This window comes from Sphingopyxis fribergensis, from assembly GCF_000803645.1.
GTDB classification, from domain to species: domain Bacteria; phylum Pseudomonadota; class Alphaproteobacteria; order Sphingomonadales; family Sphingomonadaceae; genus Sphingopyxis; species Sphingopyxis fribergensis.
On the sequence record NZ_CP009122.1, the window covers coordinates 1316173 to 1335899 of the forward strand.

A 19727-nucleotide genomic window follows, 5' to 3' on the forward strand; every position below is an offset into this window, starting at 1 on the left:
CTCAGTTCCGGAAGCTCTTGGGGTCGATCCCAAGCTTCTGCATCTTGTCGTACAGCGTCTTTCGGGGAAGCCGCAGCCGCGCCATCGTCTCGGCGATATTGCCGCGCGTCTGCGCCATCGTGTCGTGGATGATCGTCGCCTCGAACCGCCGCACGCGTTCGGCGAGCGGCGCGTCGGTGGGCATCGCCGACAGGCCGGGGTCTGAAGGCAGGTCGAGCACGACGCTATAGGCGAAATTCTTGAGCTCGCGGACATTGCCCGGCCAGTCATGCTCGACAAGGTGGCGGCGCACGCCGTCGTCGATCTGGAATTGCGCCATCCCCATCTTCGCTGCCGCCTCGTCGAGAAAGAAGGCGAAGGTTTGCGGGATGTCCGAGCGGCGTTCCCGCAAGGGCGGAATACGCAGCTTCACGACATGCAGCCGATAATAAAGGTCCTCGCGAAAATCGCCGCCGCGCACCGCGTCCATCAGGTCGGTCTTCGTCGCGGCGACAACGCGCAGGTCGACGGGCTCGGGGGCGGCCGCGCCGATTGGCTGCACCTCGCGCTCCTCGATCACGCGCAGCAATTTCGCCTGCACCGACGGGTGCATCGTGTCGATCTCGTCGAGGAACAATGTGCTGCGATGCGCGCTACGGATGCGCCCCGCCTGGCCGAGCTTGCCGCTGCTCCGGTCGATCAGGTCGCTGCCGAACAGTTCGGCCTCCGCCAATTCCTGCGGTAGCGCGGCGCAGTTGACCGCGACGAGCGACCCCGCGCTCCGCCGGCTCTGGCGGTGGAGCATATGCGCGACCAGTTCCTTGCCCGTCCCCGTCTCGCCCTCGATCAGCACGTCGATGTCGGCCTGCGCGAGCTGCGCGATCGTCTCGCGCAGCCGGACCATCGCCGGGCTTTCGCCGATCAGCGGGCTGTCGATCGCCGCCGCCGCCGCGGTCAGCCGCCGGTTGTCGAGCACCAGCGCGCGATGCGCGAGCGCGCGGCGTGCGATCCCGACGAGATGGTCGGCGGCGAAGGGTTTGGCGAGAAAGTCGAACGCGCCGTCGTGGAGCGCGCGCACGGCCATCGCGACATCGGCGTGGCCGGTGATCAGGATGACGGGGATATCGGGATCGATCGCGTGGATCGCGGCGCGCAGTTCGAGCCCGTCCATCCCCGGCATGCGGATATCGGTGACGACGACCCCGGTGAAGCCCGCATCGATTCGTGGCAAGACGCTCTGCGCGTCGGGAAAGGCCGCGACCGCCAGCCCGGCAAGATCGAGCGTCTGGACATTCGCCTCGCGAAGCGCCGCATCGTCGTCGACGAAGAGAATCGTCTGCTTGTCGGTGAAGAAGCTCATGCCAGCCTCAACGTCAGGCGGAAGCCCGCGCCGCCGAACGGGGAGGGGATCAGCGTCAGCGCGCCGCCGAATTCGGCCATGATATCGCTCGCGATCGCCAGTCCAAGCCCGAGCCCGTCGGGCCGCCCCGTGACGAAGGGGGTGAAGAGCTGCGGCAACAGTGTGGCCGGAACGCCGGGGCCGTTATCGCAGACGTCGATATGGACCGGGTCGCTGCCGTGCGCGTGGAGCGCAATGCGGGGCTCTTTTTCTCCGTGCACCGCATCGGCGGCATTTTGCAGCAGATTGACGAGCACCTGTTCGAGCCGGACGCGGTCGGCGTGTACCGATGTCGCGGGATTTTCGATGTCGACGTCGAGCGTGATTCCTTGCGCGCGCAGCCGGTCGCCGATCAGGAGCAGCGTCCCGTCGACCGCCGATTGCACTGCGACGGGGCCAAGCGGCGTGGGCTTGCGGCGCGCAAAATTGCGCAGCTCATTGGTGATCGCGCCGACGCGTGCGGTCAGCGCGACGATCGTATCCAGATTGCCGCGCGCCTTGTCGGGCTCTGCGCGCTCGAGATAGCGCAGGCTGTTTTCGGCAAAGGTCCGGATCGCGGCGATCGGCTGATTGATTTCGTGCGCGACGCCCGCGGTGATCTGACCGATCGACCCGAGCCGGCTCGCCTGCGCCAGTTCCTCGCGCGCGGCGCGATAGCGGCGGTCGGTTTCGCGCTGCCGTTCGGACGCCAGCCGCAGTTCGTCGTTCGCCGTGCGCAGGTCGCGCGTGCGTGCGGCGACCTCGCGTTCGAGTGCATCATGCGCGGCCTGGCGCAGCGTCTGTCGCTCGACGAGGCGGAGCAAGGTGATGATCGCCGCGCCGACAAGGATCAGCAGGACGAGGAAGGCCACGCGCGCGGTGGCATTGGCGCTGGCGCGTGCGGGCGCGGCGGGCTGAAGCAGGCGGAGTGTGCCGCCGGGAAAGGAAACGCGCTCGTCGGCCTGGCGATACAACTCCGCCCCGACACGAACGCCGCCGTCGACGCGCTCGACCGGCAGCGGATCGAGGCGCGCGTCGCCATAACTTCGCGTCGCGCGAAGCCGCTGCTGCGTCGCGGCCGAAATCGGGACAAAGGACCGGAAGCGCCAACGCGGCTCGCTGCTCATGACGATGATCCCCGCCGCATCGATGACGAGCGTCGCTGCGGCGGAATCGGCCCATCGCGCTTCGAGTTTGTCGAATTCGACCTTGAGCACGATCACGCCCAGCTGGCGCCCGCCGACATCGACGCGGCGCGCAAGATAAAGGCCGGGACGCCCGCTCACGGTGCCCAGTGCGAACAGCTCGGCCTCACCATCGCGCATCGCGCCCTGAAAATAGGGACGAAAACGGTAATTCTCGCCGACAAAACTCGTCGGCGCGCGCCAGTTGCTCGCCGCGATCGTCGTGCCGTCGGCGTCGATTACGTAGATCACCGTCGCGTCGGTGCGCGCCGCCAGCTGTTCCAACTCGCGATCGAGCCGGCGTGAAGCGGCGTCGCTCTTGTCGGCGAGCGCCGCGCGGACGTCGGGAAATTCGGTGAGCACGCGTGGCAGCAGGCGGAATTTCTGCAGCTCGCTCTCGAGCAGGCTTGCGTGTGCGCGCGCATTCTGCCGCGCCTCGACATCGGCCTGTGCGCCGGCGCGATCCGCTGCCCAATGCGCGAGGCCCAACGCCGCGACGAGCAGGATTGCCAATCCGATTGCGACCGCGACGAACAGGCGTCGGCGGTTGGTGTGCGGGCCGACCGGGGTCGAATCATTCTTCAACGGCATGTGTGGATTATTGCACAAAATTTGCAATACGTATGCGGAATTTTGCACAAATTTACTGCGGCCGCCTTCTCTTTCCATGTATTATATCAATAATAACAACATCAAGAGATCATATTGCGCGTCATTTGACGGCGATTCCATCGCACCCCTATTTTCAGACATCGGCCGGGAAACACCCCGGTCCGCGTCGAGCCGGACGCAGATATGGGGAGAGGCTGGTGGCAGCCACGATCGACATGAATGCGGTGCACACGCCGGCAAAGCCCGGACCGTGGTGGTCGCATCTCTATGTGCAGGTGCTCGCGGCGATCGCCGGCGGCGTGCTGCTCGGCCATTTCTGGCCCGGAATTGGCGTCCAGCTTCAGCCGCTCGGCAAGGGCTTCATCGACCTCGTCAAGATGATCATCGCGCCGGTGATCTTCCTCACCGTTTCGACCGGCATCGCATCGGTCGGCAGCGGCAAGACGCTCGGGCGCCTGACGGCCAAGACCTTCGCCTATTTCCTCTTCTTCTCGACGCTCGCGCTGATCATCGGGCTGATCGTCGCCAATGTGGTGCAGCCGGGCGCGGGGATGAATATCGACCCGAGCACGCTGGACCCGAACGCCGTCGCCAAGATCGCCGAATATGACGCGAAGGCGCACGACACCTCGCTCGTCGGCTTCCTGCTCGCGATCATTCCCACGACCTTCGTCTCGGCGCTGACCTCGGGCTCGATCCTGCAGGCGCTGTTCGCGGCGATCCTGTTCGGCATCGCGCTTTCGCACACGGGCGCGGCGGGTGCACAGGTGCTCGGCATGCTCGAAAAGCTTTCGAGCGTCTTCTTCTATCTCGTCGGCATGCTGATGCGCTTCGCCCCGATCGGCGCGTTCGGCGCGATGGCCTTCACCATCGGCGAATATGGCGTCGAATCGCTCGTCAATCTCGGCGCGCTGATCGCGACCTTCTATCTGACCTCGATCCTGTTCGTGGTCGTCATCCTTGGCGGGATGGCGCGGCTCTGCGGCTTTTCGATCTTCCGCCTGATCGCTTATCTCAAGGCCGAGCTGCTGCTCGTGCTTGGCACCTCGTCGTCCGAGGCGGCGCTGCCGAGCCTGATGGAAAAGCTCGAGAAAGCGGGCTGCGCAAAATCCGTCGTCGGTATGGTCGTGCCGACGGGATACAGCTTCAATCTCGACGGCACCAATATCTATATGACGCTCGCGGCGCTGTTCGTCGCACAGGCGACAGGTATCGACCTCAGCCTCGGCGACCAGGTCACGCTGTTGCTCGTCGCGATGGTCAGCTCGAAGGGCGCGGCGGGAGTCACCGGCGCCGGCTTCATCACGCTCGCCGCGACGCTGACGGCGGTCCCGACCGTGCCCGTCGCGGGGCTCGCGCTGATCCTCGGCATCGACCGCTTCATGAGCGAATGCCGCGCGCTCACCAACTTCATCGGTAACGCGCTCGCCGCGATCGTCGTCGCGATGTGGGAAAATGCGCTCGACCGCGATGCGCTGAACCGCGCGCTCCGCGGCGAGCCTGCACCGCTCGCCGCGGCACCCGTGGAGACTGACAGCGATTGACGCCGGCCGGGCGCCGAAATTCAAACAATAAAATTGGGGAGAGTGACAATGAAACGCAGTTTTGGAACAATGCTTCTGGCGAGCACGGCGATCTGCCTTCTCGCGGGCGCACCCGCGCAGGCTCAGACGGCAACCGCCGATCCGGCCGCCGATGCCGCCACCGATGAGCCGCAGTCCGACGGCGCCCCCGCCGACGAAATCGTCGTCGTCGGCACGCGCATCGAGGGCGCGCGCGTAACCGAGGCGCTGCCCGTGGTCGTCGTCAATCAGGACAGGCTCGACGCGATCGGCGCGGTCAGCGGCGACGAACTGATCCGCAACATCCCGCAAATGGGCGACGTCAGCTTCAACCCCGGCAACAATGCACAGACCAGCAACGCCGCGCGCGGCGACGTCGGTTCGGTGAATTTGCGCTCATTGGGCGTCGGAAACACGCTGGTGCTGCTGAACGGCCGCCGCATCGTCACGCATCCGGCCAGCCAGGGCCTGTCGGACACTGGCACCGTTCCTGTGCTCAGCTATAATTCGAACGCGATCCCGACAACGGGGCTGCAGCGGCTCGAAGTGCTGCTCGACGGCGCCGCCGCGCTCTATGGCTCGGACGCCGTCGCGGGCGTCGTCAATACGGTGCTCAAGGACAATTACGACGGCCTGCGCATGCAGGCGCAATATGGCGGCGCTGAAGGTACGCACCTGCGCGAATTCCAGGGCAATATCCTTGCGGGCAAGAGCTTCGACCGCGGCAATATCACCGCCTCGTTCGAGTATACCGACCGCTCGGCGCTGCGCGCAGAGGATCAGGACTTCACCGCGTCGGCGAACCTGCGCCCGCTGTTCGCCGACTATCCCGACTTCGCTGGCTCGTTGACCCCTGACGGCCGCGCGACGCGCGGCGCATGGCCGGCGCTGCAGGTGCCCGTCACCGGCGGCCGGCCGCGCCGCGGGACGACGAACCTGACGACCGCCGCCGGTTCATTCACCGTTCGCCCGACACGCCTCGGGGGATGTACGCAGGCGCTGACCGCCGACCTCTGCCTGGTCAACACCGCGCTTGCGACGAACAACGCGTTTCGCGACCTGCGTTACGATACCGCGGTCGGAACCACGGTGATGCCGAGCGTCAAACGCTACAACGCCTTCGTGAACGGCCATTTTGATGTGACCGACGATCTGACCCTGTTCGGCGAGTTCGGCTATTACCGCTCGAATACGACGCGCATCCAGCCGCCGGTGATCAACCTCAACCAGATATGGATTCCGGCCAGCAACTATTACAACCCCTTCGGTGCGACGACGATCAACGGCCAGCCGAACCCCAATCGCATCCCGGGCCTAACCAATGTGCCGATCGCCGGCCTGCCGGTCCTGCTCACCACCTATCGTTTCGTCGATACCGGGCCGCAGGCGGTGAAAGTCTCGGGCGAGCAACTCCGCGGCCTGATCGGCGTGCGCGGCGAGGTCGCGGGTTTCAAATGGGACAGCGCCTTCGTCTATTCCGAAGCCTCTGCGGTCGACAGCAGCCTTGCGGTGCGCAGCTCGGCGCTCCAGCAGAGCCTCGGCCTATCGACACCCGACGCCTATAACCCGTTTAATGGCGGCTGCGTCGACAGCCTTAGCTCGGGCGATTGCACCCCCAGTTCGCAGGCGGCGCTCGACGCAATCACCTTCCAGCTTCGGCGCCGGTCGAAGACGACGCTGACGATGGGCGACTTCCGCGCCTCGCGCTCGGACCTGTTCGCGCTGCCCGGCGGCGATGTCGGCGTGGCCTTCGGCCTGGAAGTGCGGCGCGAGACCCAGCGAGACGATCGCGATTCCGCCGTCGATGGATCGAGCCCTTTCATCGATGCGGTCAGCGGCGCCGTGACGATCAGCGATGCCGCGGCGGTCAGCGACAACCCCGACACCTATGGTAAGCGCACGGTCGCCGCCGGCTATGCCGAGCTTGCCGTCCCGCTGGTTTCGGAAGAGATGAACATCCCGCTGGTCCGGCGCTTCGACGTGCAGCTTGCCGGTCGTTTTGAACATTATAGCGATTTCGGCAGCGTTGCCCGGCCGAAGATTGCGGCGGCATGGGACATCGTCGATGGCTTCCGCCTGCGTGGTTCCTTCTCGCAGGGGTTCCGCGCCCCGAACCTCGAACAGGTCAATGCGGTCGAATATGCGCGTCTCGCGACCAGCCAGGACTTCCTGCGCTGCGAGGTGGATCTGCGCGCCGGCCGGATCGCCAATTTTACCGAATGCGGCAACAATGTCGGCTATTCGCGCCGCGTCTCGGGCAATCCCGATCTGAAGCCCGAAAAGAGCACCAACTATAATCTTGGCATGGTGTTCGAACCGACCTTCATACCGTCCGATCTCGGCCGCATGACCTTCACCGTCGATTATTGGTCGATCAAGCAAAAGGGTATCGTCGGCATCCTCGGTAACGATACGGCGGTGGCGCTCGACTATCTGCTCCGCCTGCAAGGGTCGTCGAACCCCAATGTCATCCGCAGCGCGCCCGATGCCGACGATGTCGCCGAGTTCGCAGGCACCGGTATCGCGCCGGTGGGCGCGATCACGACGGTGCGCGACCAGTTCATCAACCTGCAGCCGCAGACCGTCCGCGGCCTCGATTTCGCCTTCTACTGGCAATCGCCAAAGACCGATGTCGGCAAGTTCGATTTCTCGGTCAATGCGACGCGGCTGCTCAAATTCTCGCGCTCGCCGGGCGACGCCGTCGACCAGCTTGTCGCGGCCCGCGCCGCCGGCAATATCAACGCCGCGACGCCGCTGCCCGAGACCCAGAATCTGATCGAAGCCAACGGCCGGCCGAAATGGCGCGGCACAGCGTCGCTGACCTGGTCGCTCGGTCAGTTCCAGATCGGGACTTTCGCGCGCTACACGGGCGCGGTCGATGAAACCGGGTTCGTCGACGCCGACGGCAACCCGTGGCGCGTCAAGTCGCAGCTGACGGGCAACCTCTATGCACAGGTGCGGATCAGGGACGCCGGCGGTCTCGGCGGCGACATGCGCTGGCGCGTCGGGGTGCGCAACATCACCAACGAAAAGCCGCCGCTTTCGTCCGAGGGCTATCTGGGGTCGCTTTACAGCCCCTATGGCCGCTATTGGTACAGCTCGGTCACCACGGAGTTCTGATATGAAATATGGGCACGGCATCTGGTTCCTGATCGGCGCTGCCGCGCTCGCCGTCGCGCCGGCGGCATCGGCAAAGGAGAGCGCGCCCGCGCCAACCGCCGCCGGCGCGACATCTGCTCCGACGAAGGCAGCACCGAAGACGATCCTGTTCATCGGCAACAGCTTCACGCAGGGCGCCCATTCGGCGGCGCGCAACTGGCGCGCGGGGACGGTCACCGACCTCAACAACGCCGGCTATGGCGGCGTGCCCGCGCTGTTCAAGCTCTTCGCCGAGCAGGCGGGGCTCGACTATCGGGTCAGCCTTGAGACGCAGGGCGGCAAGTCGCTGGGATTCCATTATGACGAGCGGCGCCAGCTTTTCGACAAGGCGTGGGACATCGTCGTGCTGCAGGAATTCAGCACGCTCGACCGCGCAAAGCCCGGCGATCCGTCGGACTATATGCGAAACGTCGGACGGCTGGCATCGCTGTTCAAGGCGCGCAATCCTGCGGTCGACATCCGGCTCGCGGCGACCTGGAGCCGCGCCGACCAGATCTACAAATCCGGCGGGCATTGGTACCGAAAGCCGGTGACGGCGATGGCCGATGACCTCCGCGCCGCGGCCGATCGCGCACGATCCTCCACCCCGTCCGTGGCGGGTATCGTGCCGGTCGGCCAGGCCTGGAACCGCGCGATGACGACAGGCGTCGCCGACCCCAATCCCTATGACGGCATCGCCTATGGCCAGCTCGATCTGTGGGCGTATGACCATTATCACGCTAGCGTCGCGGGTTATTATCTCTCGGCGCTTGTCACCTTCGGCGCGATCACCGGGGTCGACCCGACGACGCTCGGCGCAAAGGAGAAGGGCGCCGACGAACTGGGCCTCTCGGACGCACAGGCGGCGGCGCTGCAAGGCGTTGCGCGTGATACGCTCGCGAACGGATAGTCAGCCTTCGGGAGAAAAAAGGGAGCCGGACAGGTAGGATGCTCGCCTGCCAATTCGTTGGCCGCAGGGAGAAAACGGAAAAATCCCTGCGTTCATCATCCCTGTCGCGTCCGATTAACACGGCTCCACAAGCGTATTCGGCGTCACGCTATGACAGTCGAGGCGGACCGCGCGGGGTTGGGGGAGGTACATGATCCGTCTCGGTGGGGTGATTAAAGCAAGCCGATCTGTCGCCGATAAGGTCCGAGATCTGACCGCCTGATTGTACCAACGGCAACAAAAAGACTGGATGGTACAGTGGCTTTCTCACCTCTCAGGTCTGCAGCCCGTTCGGCCACCCGGCTATTCCCGATGCAACGGACGCAACCCGCGTCGTCGCAGGGAAAGGGCAAATGCCATGAAGGTCGTCGTGATCGGAGGAACCGGGCTTATCGGTTCAAAAGTCGTCAGCAAACTGAACGCTCTGGGGCATCAGGCGGTCGCCGCCGCGCCGAACACCGGCGTCAACACGCTGACCGGCGAAGGACTTGCCAAGGCATTGGGCGGCGCGGAGGTCGTCGTCGACCTCGCTAATTCGCCGACCTTCGACGAAGCCGCGATCACCTTCTTCAAGACCGCGGGCGAGAATGTGGCCAAAGCCGAAAAGGCCGCGGGCGTCGGGCACCATGTCGCGCTGTCGGTCGTCGGCACCGAAAAAATGGGCGTCAGCCCCTATTTCTTGGCGAAGCAGGCGCAGGAAGAGCTGATCCGGGGCAGCGGGATTCCCTTTACGATCGTCCACGCGACCCAGTTCATGGAATTCCTGCGCGGCATCGGCCAGTCGGCGGTGGTCGGCGACGAAATCCACCTGTCGCACGCCTATATCCAGCCGATGGCGGCCGAGGATGTCGCCGACGCGGTAACCTCGGTAGCGCTCGCTGAGCCCGCCAACAAAATCGTCGAGATCGGCGGGCCCGAGAAATTCCACCTCGACGAAATCATCGGCAAGGTGCTTGCGTTCGACGGTGACACGCGCCCGGTCGTGACCGACCCCGAGGCGCGTTATTTCGGACTGCGGCTCGACGATGACTCGCTGATCCCCAGCCCAGGCGCCAAGCTCGGCTCGACGCGCTTCGACTGGTGGCTGGAAAATGTCCCGCCGCCGTCGAAGAAATAATCATCTGCGATCCAAGGGGAAGATCACCATGCTCAAGTCTATTTGTATCTGGACGGCCGTCATCCTCGGCATCGGCGCTGAGGCGAACGGGCTTTTCATGCTCTGGTCGCCCGGCGACTGGTACCTCGCGGTCCCCGGCGTTACGACCACCGGCCCGTTCAACCAGCACTTCATCCGCGACATCGGGCTAATCTTCCTCTTTGTGGGCACCTCGCTCCTCGTTGGCGCCTTTCGTCCGCAATATCGCGTGCTGCTCTGGACAACAGCGACACTCTGGCTCTGGGGCCATGCCTTCTTCCACTTCTGGGAAGTCGCTGTGGGTATCTGCGGCCCCGATGCTCTCGCGCGCGATTTCCCGGCGGTCACCTTGCCCGCAATCCTCACGGCATTGTTGAGCTGCTGGGCGATCGCCGACGCGCGCCGGGAACGGACCCGCGCCGCTTCCACCCTGTAAATCCTCTCAAGCAATTCAGGAGAATGACAATGACCCCCCGTATGAATATCTTTCAGGCCGCTCCCGATACGATGAAGGCGATGCTCGCCGTCGAAGCCACGTTCGAAAATTCGGGCATCGAGCACAGCCTGCTCGAACTGGTGAAGCTGCGCGCGTCGCAGATAAACGGCTGCGCCTTCTGCATCCACATGCACGTCACCGACGCGGTGAAGCATGGCGAAACCCACATGCGCATCCACCTGCTCGATGCGTGGCGCGAATCGCCGCTCTTTTCGGACCGCGAGCGCGCGGCGCTGAACTGGACCGAATCGCTGACCGGCATTGCCGAAACGGGCGCTCCCGACGCGGATTATGAGCTGCTGAAGGCGCATTTCGACGACAAGCAGATCGGCTATCTGACCGCCGCGGTTGCCGCGATCAATTTCTGGAACACCGTCCAGATCAGCCTTCGCGCGGTCCATCCGGTCGAAAAACCGGCCGCCGCCTGAGAGCCCCCGAGGCACTGGACCCGCTGACCCTGCCGTCCAGTGCCGACCCGGCCGCTGGGGCACCGCACTCCGGTGTCCCAGCGGCTCCCCGTCAGGAGATGATCGATGAAACTCTATTATTGCCCATGGGCCTGCAGCCTGGCCGCCCATATCGTGCTGCACGAAGCCGGCGTGCCCTTCGAGAATGAGAACGTCGACATCTGGACAAAGATCACCGCAAGCGGTGCCGATTTCAACAAAGTCACACCCAAGGGTTATGTCCCCGCGCTCCAGCTCGACAATCGCGAAATCGTCACCGAGAACATCGCCGTTCTCGACTATCTGGCCGGCGTCTATCCGCAATTCGGACTCGAAGGCCCGCTCGGCCGCACCCGGCTCGTCGAAGCACTCGCCTATATCTCGACCGAGATTCACAAAAGCTATAAGCCCTATTGGCACAACGGCACCGACGAGCAGAAGGCCGTCGCCAGCGCCTATATCACCGCGCGGATGCGCCTTCTCGGCGATACGGTCAAAGGCGATTATCTGTTCGGCGACCAGCCGACCGTCGCCGATTTCTACCTGTTCGTGAACACGCGCTGGGCCGAACGCTTTGGCATCGATATCCCGCCCGCGATCGCTGCGATCCACCAGCGGCTGAACGCGCGTCCTGCGGTGCAGGCGACGCTCAAGGCCGAGGGGCTCGCTTAACTGCGGGCACCTTGGCGGCTCCCCATCCGCGCGCTTTCTGTTATGCGTCGGTTGGTCAGCCGCTGCGATACCGGAGAAGATCATGCCGACGCGCCCCTTCGACTTTCACAACGCCGACGGTGATCGCCTTTCGGGTCGCCTCGAACTGCCGGTCGGTTCGACCAAAGCGTGGGCGCTGTTTGCGCATTGCTTCACCTGCGGGAAGGACAATAAGGCTGCGGTGCGGATATCGCGCCGTCTCGCCGGTGCCGGCATCGGTGTCCTGCGCTTCGACTTCACCGGGCTGGGCGCCAGTGAAGGCGAATTCGGCGCGGCGGGTTTCAGTCATAATGTGAAGGATCTGATCGACGCTGCCGGCGCGATGGATGCCGCCGGGATGCCGCCGATGCTGTTGGTCGGGCATAGCCTGGGCGGCGCGGCGGTCATTGCGGCAACGGGATCGCTGCCTGGCATCCACGCGGTCGCGACGATCGCGGCGCCATTCGACGTCGAGCATGCTCTCCAGCAGTTCGACCCCGAAGGGTTGGAGACGATCGAGCGCGAAGGAAGCGGCGTCGTCGCGATCGGTAGCCGCCCCTTCACCGTCCGCCGGGAGTTCGTCGCCAGCCTGCGCGAACAGGATCAGGGCGCGCGCCTCGCAAAGCTGAAGCGGCCGCTTCTACTCCTCCACTCGCCGATCGACCAGATCGTCGGGATCGAGAATGTCACCAGCATGTACCTCGCGGCCAAACACCCCAAGAGCTTCGTGTCACTCGACGGCGCCGACCATCTGTTGACCGACGCGCGCGACGCGGATTTCGCCGCCGACATGATTTCGGCCTGGGCCGGCCGCTATCTGCCCGCGACGCCGCCGACCGCGGCCAGCCAGTTCGACGCCGAGGCCGAGGAAACGGGGCTCGGCAAATTCCAGCTCGCGATGCGCGCGGGCAAGGCGGCTTTCATCGCCGACGAGCCCGAAAGCGTCGGCGGGCTCGGGTCGGGGCCGACGCCGTTCAACCTTCTCTCATCCGCGCTCGCCGCCTGCACGACGATGACCTTGCGCCTTTACGCCGACCGCAAGGGCTGGCCCGTCGACCGGATCCGCACCGGCGTCACGCATCGCAAGGAAAAGGGCGCCGAAAAGCCTGATATCTTCACCCGCCGCGTCGAGATCGAAGGCGCGCTCGACGATGCGCAGCACGCCGAGTTGATCAGTATCGCCGATCGCTGCCCGGTGCATCGCACGCTCGAGACGGGATCGCGCTTCGAGGCGGCCGAGGCGGGGTGGGAAGAACCCTTCGCGCCGGGGAACAATACGCCCGCTTAGTGCAGGGCGATTGTCGCCTCTCGGTTCTGCTATGACCACTCCCGCCGGGTTACATTGCTGTAAAGCAATCGCATCGCGGAGTGAAACGTCATGAAAATCACCATCATCGGAGGAACTGGCATGATCGGCCGCCGGCTCGCCGCGCGGCTGCGCGACGAGGGGCATGATGTCGTCGCGGCGGCCCGATCGACCGGGGTCAACACGATCAGCGGCGAGGGGCTGGCTGAGGCGATCGAAGGCGCCGACGTCGTCGTCGATGCGTCGAATTCTGGCTATGGCGATGCCGCCGACATGCGGCGCTTCTTCGCGGCGTCGAGCGACAATATATTGGCGGCCGCTCGCGCGGCTTCGATCGGACATTTTATCGCCCTGTCAGCGGTCGGTGCCGAAACGCTGAAAGGCGGTTATTTCCAGGCGAAGCGCGGTCAGGAAGAGCGGATATTGGGCGCCGGCGTCCCCTTTACAATCGTGCGGTCGACGCCCTTTTTCGAATTCGTCTACAAGATTGTCGACGCGGGCGGCGAGGGCGACCGGATGCGGCTCGCCCCTGTGACGATGCAACCCATCGCTGCCGACGATGTCGTCGCAGCGCTGGCGAGCGTGGTTACGGAAGCGCCGGCGAATGACATTGTCGAGATCGCCGGACCCGATACTTTCGGCCTTGCTGATCTTGCGGTCGAAATCCTGACCGCGAACGAGGATCCGCGCTGGATTTCGGTGGACCCCGATGCACATTATTTCGGTGCGCAATTCGATGGCGAGCCGCTCACCTGCGACAGTCGTCCGGGCATCGCGCGGCAGCGGTTCGATGACTGGCTGCGCGAATGGATCGCCTTCGCTTGAGGGTCAGGCGTCGCGGTTGATGCGGACGATCGTGTCTTCGTCGACCATATTGTCGAACCAGGTGATGAGCACCGAACGCAACAGCACTTCGTTCGACGCTTCGGCGAACAAGGTGAGCGAGGCGTGGAGCTTCGCGGCATCGACCTCGCCGAACACTGCCCGCGCGCTCGTCTGCACGAGGCGAAAGAGCGTCTCGACGGACTCACGATAGCGGCCTCCGAGCGGCGCGAAATCCAGATAGGCGCGCGCCTCGTCGAGCGAGGACAGCGCATAGAAACTCTCGTCGCCGCCTTCGTCGCCCAGCCGCGGGAAGATGAAATCCATATAGGGCGTGCACATCGCACCGCGGCGCAGGATGTCGATCGCATCGTCATAGGCTTCGGCCTGCGCGGTTACGAAGCGTTCAAGATCATATTCGTCGGTCATGGCGGGCCTCGATCAACCGGCGACGACGTCGGCGAATTCGGGATGGCGACCAAAGAAATTGACCATGAACTGGCAGCGCAGGATCGCCTTGCGGCCGGTCTGCCGCATCAGTTGGAACGCGCCCTCGGCGAGCTGCGACGCGATACCCATGCCCCAGAATTCGGACGGGACTTCGGTGTGGATCAGCACCAGTCGGCCTTCCTCGTCGACGCGGTAAAAGGCGGCAGCGGTCGAACCGTCGGGCAGATCGAGTTCGAAACAGCGCTTTTCGACATTGTCGATGACTTCGGCGTCCATGGCGGTTCCCTTTCGCGTGGAATGACCGGGACAGCCTACGCGCGCCGCGGCGCGGCAACAGGCCCAAGGGCTGCGTATATGATTGTACCGATCTTTACCCGGCTTTCGACAGCGCCGGTTGCTGCTCGATATCGCCCCATGTCTCGGCGAGTGCAGCCAGATCCTCTTTCGCACGCCGCACCGCGGCCGCCCGCTCGACCTCATTGGCGAACTGCATCGGCTGGGCGTCGACGAAAATGGGGGCCGCGACGCCGATGAAGCCGAAGGCTGCGCGCAGCGCCGGGGTGAGCGCGTCCATCGCAGCAAAGGGCGAGCCGGGGCGCAGGTCGACGCCGCGCGTCGTCAGGAACAGGACCTTTTTGCCGCCGAGCGTGCCGACGAACCGGCCATCATCGGTCGCGATATAGGTGAGGCCGCTGCGGACGATCGTGTCGACGAACGTCTTGAACGCGGCGGGCATCGTCCAATTGTGCATCGGCATCGCAAGGAGCAAGGCGTCGGCGGCGAGCAGGCGCGCGCACAGCGCGTCGGACACAGCCAACGCCTCGCGCATTTCGGCGGTGCGCTGATCGGCGGGCGTGTAGGTCGCGCTTGCGAACAGCCCGGTGATCGGGGGCAGGATCTCCTGCGCCAGATCGAGATAGTCGACCGACAAGGCAGGAAGCCCTGCGCGAAGTTGGTCGACGAAAAAGCGCGACAGCGCGCGCGAGCCCGAGTTCGCGCTTTTGGGGCTCGCGTCGACATGCAGCAGTTTCATCTCGTCTCCCCCGTCACGCCGCCTGCGCCGCAACCGGCACCGCTGCGCCCTCGTCGATCAGCGTCGCGAGCGTGTCGCACGCCTTGTCGAGTGTCTGCGCGCGCAGGTTGGTGACGCAAAGCACCAGTCCCGGCTGCGCCTCGGCCGGATTGGCGTACCAGACCGACAGCGGGCAGGGCGCGATACCATATTCGGGTGCGCGTTTTGCCAGTGCGACATCGTCATAGCCGCGCGGCAGATGCACGACGAGGGAAAGGCCCGCAAAGGCGTCGACGACGATGCCCGGATCGAGCCGCGCATGCAGCGCGTCGCGTCGTTCGCGATACAGACCCTTCATATGGCGCAGATGACGCAGGAAGTGCCCATCGGCGAGGAAGTCGGTGAGCGCGAGCTGGGTCGTTACATTGGGTGCGGGGTTGAGGTAGCCCGCGACCTCGCCGAACCGCGCGGCGAGCGCGAGCGGCGCGACGACGAAGCCGAGCCCCAGCGAGGGGCTGATCGTCTTGCCAAAGGTGCCGATATGGATCACGCGGCCCGCCGGATCGGAGGCAGCCATCGCCGGCGCGGCGCGGCCGCCAAGCTGGAGTTCGCTCAGATAATCATCCTCGATGATCCACGCGTCTTCGCGCTCCGCCCAGGCGAGCAGCGCGGCGCGGCGTTCGGACGACAGCGTGACGCCGGTCGGCGCTTGCTGGCCCGGCGTGACGATCGCCAGTGCGGCATCGGGCGCGGCGCGCACCCCCATATCGACGCGCAGGCCCTTGGCATCGACGGGGATCGGGATGGGCTTCAGTCCGGCGATTTTCAGCCCCATGCGGGCGACGGGATAGCATGGGTCCTCGACCCAGGCCGTGCGCCCTTGCACGCCGAGCGCCATCAGGGCCAGGCAGAGCCCGTTCTTGTAACCCGAGGTCAGGATGATCTGGTCAGGGTGGCAGCAGATGCCGCGCGTGATCGCGAGCTGCGCCGCGATCTGCGCGCGCAGTTCGGGTTCGCCGCGCGGATCGGGCGGCCCGACCGGCGCCATGGCATTGGCGCGGACCGCGCGGGTACGCAGGCGTGCCCATAATTTCGCCGGGAATGCATCCTGCGCCGGCACGCCCATCTGGAATGGCAGTGGGCGAAGCGAAAAGCCGCGTTCGAGGCCCTGCAACGGCCGCGGAATGTCGATCTGTTTCGCCTCGACCGGCTTGGGCGCGGCTCTTTCGGCGACGCGCGTGCCCGCAGCGCCCGCCGAAAAGACGAGCAACTCGTCGGCCAGCGCTTCATAGGCGGCTTTCACCGTTCCGCGCGCAACGCCGAGCTGCGACGCCATATCGAGCCACGAAGGCAGCCGTGTCCCGGGCCGAAGCCGCCCTTCGATGATCGCTGCGCGCAATGTCGCGGTAATCTGAGCGGTAATCGGTGTCGTGTGCGAGCGGTCGATCTGGAAAGGGACCAGCCCCGGGGGCCATGGTGCAGTCATCTCGTCACCTCATGGTACTGTTAAAACTCTTACGATGGACCAGAGGCTATGCCCCCCACGCCGGGTCTGTCGAGACGGGGGCGACCTATGCGAAGGTTCAGGCTGGTCTGCCTCGCCGGGTAGGTTGGGCGAAATTTTCCTAGCATTTCGGCGGGTAGGCGATCGATTTGGTACAGGCACCTTTTCAGTTCTCGCGCCTGCCCCCGACCGCATGACGGCCTATCCTGCTCCTTTGTCCTGCCGCTGCGGGACCGCGTCAGGAGGGTATTGAAAATGGGTGGCAAAACCGCCGTAAGCCGCGAGAAAATCCTGCACGCGCTGTATGAAGCCGCGGAACTCGAACAAAATCTGATGTGCACCTATCTCTACGCTGCCTTCAGTCTGAGGGATGGCGAGGGCGAGGGGCTTTCGGCGTCGGAGGCCGAAGCTGTCGCACACTGGCGCAGCGCGATCCTCGACGTCGCGATCGACGAGATGAGCCACCTTGTCGCGGTGTGGAACATTACGTCGGCGCTCGGCGCCGCCCCGCGCTTTGGCCGCGCCAACTTCCCGCTCGACCCCGGCTATCTGCCGGCGGGCATCACAGTGAAGCTCGCGCCGTTCGGCGAAGCGGTGATCCAGCATTTCGTCTTTCTCGAACGCCCCGAAACCTCGGACGAACCCGATGGCGAGGGTTTCGCTATCGCCAATCCGTCGAGCCGTACGCCGGTTGCGCCGCGGCTGACCCCCGCCGCCTATGATTATGCGACCATCGGCGCCTTCTACCAGACGATTGAGGCCGATCTACGCGCGCTCGTCGAAGCGATCGGCGAAGAGGCGGTTTTCTGCGGCGACCCCGCGCTGCAGCTTTCGCAGGCAGAAGTGACGCTGGCCGGCGCGCGGCCGGTTACGAACCTCGAAAGCGCGCTCGCCGCGCTGTGTGAAATCGTCGTCGAGGGGGAAGGTGCCCCGTCGCACAACGACAATTCGCATTTCCAGCGCTTCGTGGGCGTGCGGACCGAAATGCGCGAGTTTGCCGCGGCGAACCCGGCCTTTGCCCCCGCGCATCCGGCCGCGGTCAACCCGGTGCTGCGCAAGCCGCCGCGGCCCGAAGGGCGCGTCTGGCTCGAGGATGCCGACGCGGTTGCGACCGTCGACCTCGCGAACGCGATCTACGCGCTCGCGCTGCGCTTGCTCGCGGGCGGTTATGCGATACCCCGCCCGAACCCCGACAAGGCGCTTTATATAGGCTCGGCCATCGGGTTGATGCACGCGCTGACCGCGGTGGCCGAGCGCGCGGCGCGCCTTCCCGCCGGGCCGTCGAACCCGGGATGCAACGCCGGCATATCCTTCACTGCGCTGCGCGAGGCGGCGTCGCTGCCGGCGGGCGCGAGCGCCCGGCATGTCTATCTGGAACGCATGGAGGAACTCCGCGCGGTCGCCGAAGCGATGGACCCGGCCGATCCCCGCTGCGCCCGCGCGGCGCGCATCTTGCAGAAGCAGGCCGCGAGGCTGCGCGATGCACCTATCGGCGAGATGAGTGCCGCATTCGCTGCCGACAAAGCGCCGCCGCTCCCGGCACCCGCTGCCCCGCCCACAACGCTGGTCGAGGGGATCGACCGCGCCGAGGGCAAGGACATCGCGGTGATGTTCGACGGCAAACGCTGCATCCACGCGCGCTTCTGTGTGACGCAGGACCCAGCAACCTTCCTTGCCAATGTCGATGGTCCGTGGATCATCCCTGACGCGACCGAGATCGAATATCTTTGCGGCACCATCCGCCAATGCCCGTCGGGCGCGCTGACCTATGAACGTCGCGACGGCCACGCTGAACCGGTGCCCCCGGTCAATCTCATCACGCTGCGCGAAAACGGCCCCTATGCGGTGCGCGCCGATCTCGCGCTCGACGGCGAGAAAGCCGGCTTTCGCGCGACGCTCTGCCGCTGCGGTGCGTCGAAGAACAAGCCCTTCTGCGACAAGTCGCACAAATATATCGGCTTTGAGACGACGGGAGAGCCGGAGAGCCGGAAGAGGCCGCCGCTCGCGGTGCGCGACGGTCTGCTCGCCATTGAACCCGAACTCGACGGACCGCTGCAGGTGCGCGGCAATCTCGAAATCCTCAGCGGAACGGGCCGCACCGTCGCCACCGTCGAAACCGCGCGCTTGTGCCGCTGCGGCGCGTCGAAAACCAAACCCTTTTGCGATGAGAGCCACCGCAAGATCGGTTTTCGTAGCGCATGACCGGCTCAGCGCTTCACGATATGCGCAGCCAGCGTTTGGGCGACAAAGTCGGTGAAGAGGCGAATGTGGAGCGGCGGAAACCGTCCGAACGCGTGTAGCGGCTGTGCGGGGGCGAGCGCCGGTGGATGATCGCGCATCACCTCGATCAGGGGGCCCGTGAAGAATGGCGGGATGCTGATGCACAGCAGGCCGCTTGCGCGCCCGACATCTTCGAGCGCCTCATCGGCGTCGTCGAGCGCGCGGAGCAAGTGCGCGCCGCGCTCACAATAGGCGGTGCCGTCGACGGTCAGCGACAGCGACCGCGTCGAGCTGTCGAACAGCATGGCGATCGCGCGACCGCCATCCTCTGCTGCGGGATGAATCTCGATTATCCCGCTGCGATGTACGAACTGCGGATGCGCAAGCAGGCCGATGGGAGGCAGGTCGCCGGCCAAACAGTCACGCCGCGGCCTGGCAGGATCGACGGTAGTGGTCTTTCCGACCCGCCTGGTGACATCGCGGGCTGGCTCGGTTTACAGGATGTACGCCCGGTTCCAACCATTGCGACGCCGCCGCTTACCGGGGAGGGGTAATGACCACGACCGCCGATTATGAACCGCCGCTTGTCCTGATCGTCGATGACGACAAGGAGGTTCGCACGGCGATTGGCGAACTGATGCTGTCGGTGGGGATCGCGGCGAGTTGCTATGGCTCCACGCACGAACTGCTTGAATCGCCGTTGATCGAGCGGGCGGGCTGTCTCGTCCTCGAAGTGCGAATGCCGGGATCGAGCGGTCTCGACCTTCAGCATCATCTGACAAAGGCGGGAATCACGAAACCGAGATCATAGTAAAGCTGCACCGCAGCAATGTGATGAAGAAGA

Annotated in this window: 18 protein-coding genes; 11 read left to right on the forward strand and 7 right to left on the reverse strand. The window is 65.1% G+C overall.

Annotation, left to right across the window (positions count from 1 at the left end; translation table 11 throughout):
* Position 1: 1 nt before the first annotated feature.
* A complete protein-coding gene (locus SKP52_RS06125) occupies positions 2-1339 on the reverse strand; it encodes a sigma-54-dependent transcriptional regulator (protein WP_039572855.1) in 1338 nt (445 codons plus the stop codon).
* Positions 1336-3132, reverse strand: coding sequence for a sensor histidine kinase (locus SKP52_RS06130; protein ID WP_039572858.1), 1797 nt, complete (start codon positions 3130-3132; stop codon positions 1336-1338). Before SKP52_RS06130 ends, SKP52_RS06125 begins: the two co-directional genes overlap by 4 nt.
* Positions 3133-3368: 236 nt before the next feature.
* Here SKP52_RS06130 and SKP52_RS06135 point away from each other — a divergent pair, with 236 nt between their 5' ends.
* From SKP52_RS06135 to SKP52_RS06175, 9 genes are all read left to right on the forward strand, one after another.
* The gene (locus SKP52_RS06135; protein WP_148309249.1) at positions 3369-4697 is read left to right on the forward strand and encodes a dicarboxylate/amino acid:cation symporter; all 1329 of its coding nucleotides are present in this window, start codon (positions 3369-3371) and stop codon (positions 4695-4697) included.
* Positions 4698-4745: 48 nt separating this feature from the next.
* The gene (locus SKP52_RS06140) at positions 4746-7835 is read left to right on the forward strand and encodes a TonB-dependent receptor domain-containing protein (protein WP_052207909.1); all 3090 of its coding nucleotides are present in this window, start codon (positions 4746-4748) and stop codon (positions 7833-7835) included.
* Between the two features lies 1 nt (position 7836).
* Entirely contained in the window at positions 7837-8763 is a 927-nt protein-coding gene (locus tag SKP52_RS06145) for an SGNH/GDSL hydrolase family protein (protein ID WP_039572866.1), read from the forward strand.
* 397 nt (positions 8764-9160) lie between these two features.
* Positions 9161-9919: an SDR family oxidoreductase gene (locus tag SKP52_RS06150; RefSeq protein ID WP_039572869.1), complete on the forward strand. Its 759-nt coding sequence runs from the start codon at positions 9161-9163 to the stop codon at positions 9917-9919.
* Positions 9920-9947: 28 nt separating this feature from the next.
* Positions 9948-10373 (forward strand): hypothetical protein, encoded by a 426-nt coding sequence (locus SKP52_RS06155; protein ID WP_039572872.1) that lies wholly within the window; start codon positions 9948-9950, stop codon positions 10371-10373.
* A gap of 29 nt (positions 10374-10402) precedes the next feature.
* Entirely contained in the window at positions 10403-10861 is a 459-nt protein-coding gene (locus SKP52_RS06160) for a carboxymuconolactone decarboxylase family protein (protein ID WP_039572875.1), read from the forward strand.
* A gap of 105 nt (positions 10862-10966) precedes the next feature.
* Positions 10967-11551, forward strand: a complete 585-nt coding sequence (locus SKP52_RS06165; RefSeq protein WP_039572878.1) for a glutathione binding-like protein — start codon at positions 10967-10969, stop codon at positions 11549-11551.
* An 82-nt stretch (positions 11552-11633) separates the two neighbouring features.
* The gene (locus tag SKP52_RS06170) at positions 11634-12857 is read left to right on the forward strand and encodes a bifunctional alpha/beta hydrolase/OsmC family protein (protein WP_052207911.1); all 1224 of its coding nucleotides are present in this window, start codon (positions 11634-11636) and stop codon (positions 12855-12857) included.
* Positions 12858-12947: 90 nt separating this feature from the next.
* Complete coding sequence (locus SKP52_RS06175) at positions 12948-13700, forward strand: SDR family oxidoreductase (protein WP_039572881.1); 753 nt, start codon at positions 12948-12950, stop codon at positions 13698-13700.
* A 3-nt stretch (positions 13701-13703) separates the two neighbouring features.
* Here the strand turns inward: SKP52_RS06175 and SKP52_RS06180 are convergent, their stop codons facing one another.
* The 4 genes from SKP52_RS06180 to pdxR form a co-directional block, all read right to left on the reverse strand.
* Positions 13704-14126: a DUF1810 family protein gene (locus SKP52_RS06180; protein WP_039572883.1), complete on the reverse strand. Its 423-nt coding sequence runs from the start codon at positions 14124-14126 to the stop codon at positions 13704-13706.
* A 12-nt stretch (positions 14127-14138) separates the two neighbouring features.
* Entirely contained in the window at positions 14139-14423 is a 285-nt protein-coding gene (locus SKP52_RS06185) for a GNAT family N-acetyltransferase (protein WP_052207913.1), read from the reverse strand.
* A gap of 94 nt (positions 14424-14517) precedes the next feature.
* Entirely contained in the window at positions 14518-15180 is a 663-nt protein-coding gene (locus tag SKP52_RS06190; protein WP_039572886.1) for an FMN-dependent NADH-azoreductase, read from the reverse strand.
* 13 nt (positions 15181-15193) lie between these two features.
* Positions 15194-16645 carry a MocR-like pyridoxine biosynthesis transcription factor PdxR gene (pdxR, locus tag SKP52_RS06195; RefSeq protein ID WP_039572889.1) on the reverse strand — a complete coding sequence of 484 codons (1452 nt, stop codon included), beginning with the start codon at positions 16643-16645 and terminating at the stop codon, positions 15194-15196.
* A 273-nt stretch (positions 16646-16918) separates the two neighbouring features.
* On the opposite strand from pdxR, the gene SKP52_RS25180 reads away from it, so the two are divergent.
* Positions 16919-18865, forward strand: coding sequence for a ferritin-like domain-containing protein (locus SKP52_RS25180; RefSeq protein WP_081997231.1), 1947 nt, complete (start codon positions 16919-16921; stop codon positions 18863-18865).
* 5 nt (positions 18866-18870) lie between these two features.
* Here SKP52_RS25180 and SKP52_RS26735 read toward each other — a convergent pair whose 3' ends face one another.
* Entirely contained in the window at positions 18871-19299 is a 429-nt protein-coding gene (locus SKP52_RS26735) for a hypothetical protein (RefSeq protein WP_039572892.1), read from the reverse strand.
* Positions 19300-19436: 137 nt separating this feature from the next.
* On the opposite strand from SKP52_RS26735, the gene SKP52_RS06210 reads away from it, so the two are divergent.
* Positions 19437-19694 carry a response regulator transcription factor gene (locus tag SKP52_RS06210; RefSeq protein ID WP_039572895.1) on the forward strand — a complete coding sequence of 86 codons (258 nt, stop codon included), beginning with the start codon at positions 19437-19439 and terminating at the stop codon, positions 19692-19694.
* Positions 19695-19727: the final 33 nt, after the last annotated feature.